We start from the raw sequence: 3,332 nt of genomic DNA, 5'->3' as shown, positions 1-3,332 counted from the left end.
GCGAGCTCAAATATGGGCTTTGCAGCGCCACCGGCAACAACACCCGTTCCCCTCCTGGCAGGCATGATGATTATCTTCGTGGGTCCGAAGTGCCCGACCACGTCGTGGGGAACGGTCCCATCAATTAGGGGTACCTTTATGACCTTCTTCTTAGCCTGCTCTATAGCCTTGGCTATGGCTAAGGGGACCTCCTTAGCCTTACCGTGACCGAAGCCAACAAAGCCCCTCTTGTCTCCAACCACCACGAGAGCCGCAAAGGAGAACCTCCTACCACCCTTCGTAACCCTCGCAGTCCTGTTGGCGTATATGAGCCTCTCCTCAAGCTGGAGCTCCTCCATGAGGTCGGCTACGCCGTGCCTCTTTCTCCTCTCCTCTATCATCGCGTCAATGTCCTTACCACCCATCTACTTCCTCCTTAAAACTCAAGACCTAACTCTCTGCACTTGTCGGCAAAAGCCTTTATCTTGCCGTGGTATATGAAACCACCCCTGTCAAAGACAACCTTCTTTATGCCCTTCTCAAGAGCCTTCTTCACGAGAACCTCCGCAACCCTCTGGGCAGCCTCTATTGACTTGCCCCCTTTCTTTCCGGCGAGCTTCTCATACTCAGGGTCAAGGGTTGAGGCAAAGACGAGGGTCCTTCCGGTGGTGTCGTCTATGAGCTGGGCGTAGAAGTGGTTCAGGCTCCTGTAAACAGCCAGACGGGGTCTCTCGGGAGTTCCGAACACCTTCTTCCTTATCCTCTTATGTCTTCTGAGCCTCTTCTCCTTCCTGCTCAACTTAGCCATTCAAAAACCTCCTCACTTCTTACCCGCAGCCTTTCCCGGCTTGAGCTTGAGAACCTCATCCTTGTACCTTATCCCCTTACCCTTGTAGGGGTCTGGCTTTCTGAAAGCCCTTATATGGGCTGCCACCTGTCCCACCTTCTGCTTGTCTATACCACTGACGTGTATCTCATTCCCCCTGACCTCTACCTTTATGTCCTTTGGTATCTCGTAGATGTCAGGGTGGGATTTTCCGAGGTTAAGCTCAAGCTTGTTGCCCTTTACAGCAGCCCTGTATCCGAGTCCGTGAACCTCAAGGACAACGGTGAAGCCTTCCGTAACTCCCTTGACCATATTCCTTATCAGAGCCGCCGTGGTCCCGTGGAGAGCCTTGTGAAAGGACCTTTCGGTGGGTCTCTCAACCCTTATCAGCTTCTCCTTCTCGTCAACGAAAACCTTCATATCGGGATGGATGTTCATGGAGAGCTTTCCCTTCGGTCCTTCTACTGTTATCTCATTACCCTTGAGGCTGACCTTGACGCCGTCGGGTATGGGTATGGGGTTTTTTCCTATCCTTGACATTCCATTCCTCCTACCAGACTATTCCTATAACCTCTCCACCCTTCTTCATGCTTCTCGCTTCGTGGTCGGTGATTATCCCGGCATCCGTTGAGAGTATGGCTACACCTAAACCTCTCCTTACGTAAGGAATCCTCTTGACAGGGGCGTAAACCCTCCTGCCGGGGGTGGAGACCTTCACCAGATTGGTTATTGCGCTTCTCTCCTTCTTAGGGTCAAGGTACTTGAGGTGTATCCTCAGCCTGTACTGGGTTCCCTTCCTATACTCCTCTGAGTCAAGCCTCTCCCAGTCCTTTATAAAACCTTCTCTCTTAAGCAGGTCAAGTATCCTCTCCTTAGTCTTTGAGGAGGGCACATCAACGTAGTCCTTCTTCCTCATTATCGCATTCTTGATAGCAGAGAACATGTCCGCTATAGGGTCCATAACCTAACCTCCGTTTACCAGCTTGATTTCCTGACTCCGGGAAGCTCTCCCCTGAGAGCTCTCTCCCTGAAGCAGAGCCTGCACATGTTGAAGTATCTCAGAAAACCCCTTGGTCTTCCGCATATGGGGCACCTGTTCTTCTTTCTCACCCTCCACTTGGGGTAGTACTTAAGGTCCTTAGCTACCTTTGCTTTCCTCGGCATCCTTACCTCCTACGCTCTTATGGGAAGACCGAGAAGTGAGAGAAGCCAAAGAGCCTCCTCATCGGTCTCCGCAGTGGTGTGTATGCTTATATCCATACCCCTTATCTTGTCAACCTTGTCGTAGTCTATCTCTGGATAGACTATCTGCTCAGCTATGCCGAAGGAGTAGTTACCCCTTCCGTCAAAGGACCTCGGGTTCAGACCCTTGAAGTCCTTAACCCTGGGAAGCGCTATGGATATGGTCCTGTCAAGGAAGTCCCACATCCTCTCCTTTCTAAGGGTAACCTTAACTCCAACGGGCATCCCCTTCCTCAGCTTAAAGCCTGCTTCGGACTTCTTAGCCCTCCTTATAACGGGCTGCTGCCCCGTTATGAGCCTCAGGTCTTCGGAAGCTCTCTCAAGGTTCTTTATGTCCTGGACAGCCTCACCTACGCCCATGTTGACAACTATCTTCACGAGCTTGGGGACTTCCATCGGATTCTTGTAGCCAAACCTCTGAACCATGCGAGGGACAACCTCGTCAACGTACCTCTGATAAAGCCTTGGAACGTACTTAGTAGCAACAGCCATAACCTTAACCTCTCAACTGTTTTTCTCTAACAAGGTCTATGTTCTCACCGCACTTCTTGCAGTACCTGTACTTCCTGAGGACTCCCTTCTCCTCAACCATCTTGAAGCCCACCCTTGCAGGCTTCTTACAGTTGGGGCAGATAAGCATCACGTTGCTTATATGAATGGGAGCTTCAACCTCAACTATTCCACCCTCTCTCACGTTGGGTATCTCCTTGAGATGCTTCTTTACGAGGTTTACCCCTTCAACTATCACCCTGTTTTTCTCGGGAATTACCCTTATGACTTTGCCGCTCTGTCCCTTGTTAGCCTTCTTTCCTCTGACTACAAGAACCGTATCTCCCTTCTTTATCTTCCAGGCCATCAAACCACCTCCGGTGCGAGGGAAGCTATCTTGGTGAAGCCCCTGTTCCTTACCTCTCTCGCTATCGGACCGAGGACCCTCGTCCCCAAGGGCTCGCCGTACTGGTTGAGAAGCACACAGGCGTTGTCGTCAAACTTTATGTAGCTGCCATCGGGTCTCCTGACCTCCTTTGCGGTCCTGACAACTACAGCCCTGTATATCTTGCCCTTCTTAGCGTTCCCATCGGGCAAGGCATCTTTGACCGTGACGGTTATAACGTCACCGAGGGTGGCGTACTTCCTCGGAGCGTACGGTATGCCGATTACCCTGACCTTCTTTGCTCCCGAGTTGTCCGCAACGTTCATATAACTCTGCCTCTGTATCATGGCTTCTTTCTCCCAATCCTAAAGTGTATCCTCAAAAGAGACAAAACAGTATTGTAACAATTTA

Annotated in this window: 8 protein-coding genes; all 8 read right to left on the bottom strand. The window is 51.0% G+C overall.

What is annotated here, in order from left to right:
• Positions 1-404 (bottom strand): 30S ribosomal protein S5 (locus AC1HCM_RS08685; RefSeq protein ID WP_479461375.1); only part of this gene is annotated, 404 nt, incomplete at its 3' end.
• 11 nt (positions 405-415) lie between these two features.
• Entirely contained in the window at positions 416-787 is a 372-nt protein-coding gene (gene rplR, locus AC1HCM_RS08680) for a 50S ribosomal protein L18 (protein ID WP_479461374.1), read from the bottom strand.
• 12 nt (positions 788-799) lie between these two features.
• Entirely contained in the window at positions 800-1,345 is a 546-nt protein-coding gene (rplF, locus tag AC1HCM_RS08675; RefSeq protein ID WP_479461373.1) for a 50S ribosomal protein L6, read from the bottom strand.
• A 10-nt stretch (positions 1,346-1,355) separates the two neighbouring features.
• A complete protein-coding gene (rpsH, locus tag AC1HCM_RS08670; RefSeq protein ID WP_479461372.1) occupies positions 1,356-1,766 on the bottom strand; it encodes a 30S ribosomal protein S8 in 411 nt (136 codons plus the stop codon).
• A gap of 14 nt (positions 1,767-1,780) precedes the next feature.
• Complete coding sequence (locus AC1HCM_RS08665) at positions 1,781-1,969, bottom strand: type Z 30S ribosomal protein S14 (RefSeq protein WP_008287609.1); 189 nt, start codon at positions 1,967-1,969, stop codon at positions 1,781-1,783.
• A 9-nt stretch (positions 1,970-1,978) separates the two neighbouring features.
• Positions 1,979-2,539, bottom strand: a complete 561-nt coding sequence (gene rplE / locus AC1HCM_RS08660) for a 50S ribosomal protein L5 (protein ID WP_479461371.1) — start codon at positions 2,537-2,539, stop codon at positions 1,979-1,981.
• A gap of 4 nt (positions 2,540-2,543) precedes the next feature.
• Positions 2,544-2,903, bottom strand: coding sequence for a 50S ribosomal protein L24 (rplX, locus tag AC1HCM_RS08655; RefSeq protein WP_479461370.1), 360 nt, complete (start codon positions 2,901-2,903; stop codon positions 2,544-2,546).
• Positions 2,903-3,268, bottom strand: a complete 366-nt coding sequence (gene rplN / locus AC1HCM_RS08650; protein ID WP_479461369.1) for a 50S ribosomal protein L14 — start codon at positions 3,266-3,268, stop codon at positions 2,903-2,905. Before rplN ends, rplX begins: the two co-directional genes overlap by 1 nt.
• Positions 3,269-3,332: the final 64 nt, after the last annotated feature.

The sequence above is a fragment of the Hydrogenivirga sp. genome (assembly GCF_056450045.1).
Note: the sequence above shows the minus strand (reverse complement) of the source record. Positions and strands in the feature narration are given on the sequence as shown.